General features: G+C 67.9%; 3 protein-coding genes. All 3 read left to right on the forward strand.

Going from position 1 to position 3,176, the window contains the following annotated elements; genetic code table 11:
- On the forward strand, positions 1 to 1,595 hold a 1,595-nt coding region (carB, locus tag RSA25_RS19275), incomplete at its 5' end, for a carbamoyl-phosphate synthase large subunit (protein ID WP_332810434.1).
- Between the two features lie 8 nt (positions 1,596 to 1,603).
- On the forward strand, positions 1,604 to 2,068 hold the full coding sequence (gene greA, locus RSA25_RS19280; RefSeq protein ID WP_026069738.1) for a transcription elongation factor GreA: 465 nt from the start codon (positions 1,604 to 1,606) through the stop codon (positions 2,066 to 2,068).
- Between the two features lies 1 nt (position 2,069).
- Positions 2,070 to 2,990 (forward strand): phosphoglycerate mutase, encoded by a 921-nt coding sequence (locus RSA25_RS19285; RefSeq protein WP_332810435.1) that lies wholly within the window; start codon positions 2,070 to 2,072, stop codon positions 2,988 to 2,990.
- Positions 2,991 to 3,176: the final 186 nt, after the last annotated feature.

Consider the following 3,176-nt stretch of genomic DNA (forward strand, 5'->3'; position numbering starts at 1 on the left):
ACGAGTGCGAAGCGGCGCCGAGCAACCGCGACAAGATCATGATCCTGGGCGGTGGTCCGAACCGCATCGGCCAGGGCATCGAGTTCGACTACTGCTGCGTGCACGCCGCGCTGGCGCTGCGCGATGATGGCTTTGAAACCATCATGGTCAACTGCAACCCGGAAACGGTCTCCACCGATTACGACACCTCCGACCGCCTGTACTTCGAGCCGCTGACGCTGGAAGACGTGCTGGAGATCGTCGAGCTGGAACAGCCGAAGGGCGTGATCGTGCAGTACGGCGGCCAGACCCCGCTGAAGCTGGCGCGCGCGCTGGAAGCCAATGGCGTGCCGGTCATCGGCACCTCGCCGGACTCCATCGACCTGGCAGAAGACCGCGAGCGCTTCCAGCAGCTGGTGGAGAAGCTGGGCCTGAAGCAGCCGCCGAACCGCATCGCCCGCAACGACCAGGAAGCGCTGCTGCTGGCGCGCGAGATCGGCTACCCGCTGGTGGTGCGCCCGAGCTACGTGCTGGGCGGCCGCGCGATGGAAATCGTGTACGGCGAATCCGACCTGGCCCGCTACGTGCGCGACGCGGTGAAGGTCTCCAACGACTCGCCGGTGCTGCTGGACCGCTTCCTGGACAACGCGGTGGAAGTGGACGTGGACATCATTGCCGACAAGGACGGCAACGTGCTGATCGGCGGCGTGATGGAGCACATCGAGGAAGCCGGCGTGCATTCGGGCGATTCGTCCTGCTCGCTGCCGCCTTACTCGCTGTCGGCCGAGACCCAGGCCGAGCTGCGCCGCCAGGTGGTGGAGCTGGCCAAGGCCCTGAACGTGGTCGGGCTGATGAACACCCAGTTCGCCATCCAGGCCGGCGAGAACGGCGAAGACATCGTCTACCTGCTGGAAGTGAACCCGCGTGCCTCGCGCACCGTGCCGTTCGTGTCCAAGGCCACCGGCATGCCGCTGGCCAAGATCGCCGCGCGCTGCATGGCCGGCAAGACCCTGGCCGAGCAGGGCGCCACCAAGGAAATCGTGCCGGACTACTACTCGGTCAAGGAAGCGATCTTCCCGTTCGCCAAGTTCCAGGGCGTCGACCCGATCCTCGGGCCGGAGATGCGCTCCACCGGCGAGGTGATGGGCGTGGGCCGCAGCTTCAGCGCCGCCTTCGCGCGTGCGCAGGAAGCCGGCGGCATCAAGGCGCCGCCGCTGGGCAAGGCCTTCGTGTCGGTGCGTGACCCGGACAAGCAGCGCGTACTGCCGGTGGCCCAGGCCCTGCTGGAACGCGGCTACACGCTGGTGGCCACCCGTGGCACCGGTGCGTGGCTGCAGCAGCACGGCATGGACTGCGAGATCGTCAACAAGGTGGTCGAAGGCCGTCCGCACATCGTCGACTCGATCAAGAACGGCGAGATCGTGTATATCGTCAACACGACCGAAGGTCGCGCGGCGATCAACGACTCGTTCTCGATCCGTCGCGAGGCGCTGCAGCACCGCGTCACCTATTCGACCACCATTGCCGGCGCCAAGGCGCTGGTGCATTCACTGGAATTCCGCGGGACCGGCCCGGTCTGGTCGCTGCAGGAACTGCACAAGGAGTTGAACGCATGAGAGCACCGATCACCCTGAAGGGCGCGCAGCGTCTGCGCGAAGAGCTGGACCACCTCAAGTCGGTCAAGCGCCCCAAGGTCATCGCGGCGATCGCCGAGGCGCGCGAGCACGGCGACCTGAAGGAAAACGCCGAGTACCACGCCGCGCGCGAAGAGCAGGGCTTCATCGAAGGCCGCATCAAGCAGCTGGAAGGCGAGCTGTCGCATGCCGAGATCATCGACATCACCAAGCTCAACGCCGGCAGCAAGGTGGTGTTCGGCGCGACGGTGGAGCTGTCGGACGTGGAAAGCGATGAGGAAAAGCGCTACCAGATCGTGGGTGACCTGGAGGCCGACATCAAGCTTGGCCTGATCGCCATTTCCTCGCCGCTGGCACGCGCCCTGATCGGCAAGCTGGAGGGCGATGCGGTCACCATCGACGCACCCGCCGGCCAGCGCGAGTACGAAATCGTCAGCGTCCAGTACCTGGACTGACATGGCCACCGCCACGCTGTTGCTGCCGGCGCGCAGCCGTTTCCCGGCCTCGCCCTTGCCCGAGGATGTGGCAAAGGCGCTGGGCCGGGCCGCGCGCAGCAGCGTGGCCGGCGGCGAGCGTGCGCAGTTGCAGCGGCATTTCCAGCTGCAACCGGCGCACTGGCCGGTGGCGGCCCTGACCCGCCAGCTGGACGTCGGCGATGCCGGCGACGGCATCTGGCTGCGGGCCGATCCGGCCAACGTGGTACCGGACATGCAGGGCGCGCGGATGATGGGCCACGGCGACACGCTGCGGCCCGATGCCGAGGACGTGGCCCAGCTGCTGCCGGCCCTGCAGCCGCTGTTTGCCGGGTTCGGCTTCGTGCTCGACGCCCCGGTGCCGAGCCGGTGGTACCTGCGGTTGCCGGCCGGGACCACGCTGCCGGTGTTCGACGCGCCCGAGGAGGTGCTCGGTGACGACCTGTTCGCACACCTGCCCGAGGGCGATGCCGGCCGGCGCTGGCGGGCGTTGCTGACCGAGGCGCAGGTGGTGTTGCACACCCACGCGTGGAACCAGCAGCGCGTGGCGGCGGGCAAGCGTGCCATCAATTCGCTGTGGTTCTGGGGCGGCGGCGAGCTGCCGCAGGCCGTGCATACCGGCCACGCGCAGGTCCGCAGTCGCGAAGCGTTGCTGCAGGCCCTGGCGCGTGCGGCCGGGGTACAGGCCGATGGCGACCAGCAGGTGGACGCGCTGGTGGACCTGCGCCAGCTGCGTTCGCTGGAGCAGCTCGGCAACGACGCGATCCGGCCGCTGCTGTTGGCACTGCAGCGCGGCGAACTGCGCCGGCTGGTGCTCGATTTCGAAGACGGCGTGCGTTTCGAGCTGGACAAGGGCCAGCGTTGGCGGTTCTGGAAGAAGCCGGTGCAGCTGCACGACGCGTAAGGCGCACGCAGAACCGATGTGACGGCACACCCACCGGCTGGCTCTACCTTCGGGCGCGGGCGGTCTTCGGATATCTGGCAGATCAGGGCGCATCACGGTCGCGCAAAACCAATGTAACGGCACACCCCCCGGGTAGAGCCACCCCATGGGTGGCTGCTTTTCGTTCCGGCACAGCGCGCAGCCACC

It is taken from the genome of Stenotrophomonas sp. (assembly GCF_036662295.1).
Taxonomy (GTDB): Bacteria; Pseudomonadota; Gammaproteobacteria; order Xanthomonadales; family Xanthomonadaceae; genus Stenotrophomonas.

What these genes read in the sequence shown, in the direction of transcription:
- RSA25_RS19285 (WP_332810435.1), top strand. Translation starts at nt 2,070, where the DNA reads ATGGCCACCGCCACGCTGTTGCTGCCGGCGCGCAGCCGTTTCCCGGCC.